Here is a 343-nt window from a genome sequence, read left to right on the forward strand (position 1 = left end):
GACGCCGACGTGGCGCTGCCGGTCGTCAAGGACTTCACCGCCAAGGTGCGCGAGCGCGCGCTCGGCGATGAGGTCAACAAGGCCCTGAACCCTGCGCAGCAGGTCGTCCAGATCGTCAACGAGGAACTCATCCAGATCCTCGGAGGCGAGCAGCGCCGCCTGCAGTTCGCCAAGACCGCACCGACCGTCATCATGCTCGCCGGTCTGCAGGGCTCGGGCAAGACCACCTTCGCCGGCAAGCTCGCCAGGCAGCTCGAGAACGACGGGCACACGCCGTTGCTCGTCGCGGCCGACCTGCAGCGCCCCAACGCCGTGAACCAGCTGCAGGTGGTGGCCGAGCAGG

General features: G+C 68.5%; 1 protein-coding gene. It reads left to right on the forward strand.

Going from position 1 to position 343, the window contains the following annotated elements; genetic code table 11:
* Positions 1 to 343: signal recognition particle receptor subunit alpha (locus tag ASV53_RS26735; protein WP_141226375.1), on the forward strand; the 343-nt coding region annotated here is incomplete at both ends.

The sequence above is a fragment of the Photobacterium sanguinicancri genome (assembly GCF_002265265.1).
Lineage (GTDB): Bacteria > Pseudomonadota > Gammaproteobacteria > Enterobacterales > Vibrionaceae > Photobacterium > Photobacterium sanguinicancri.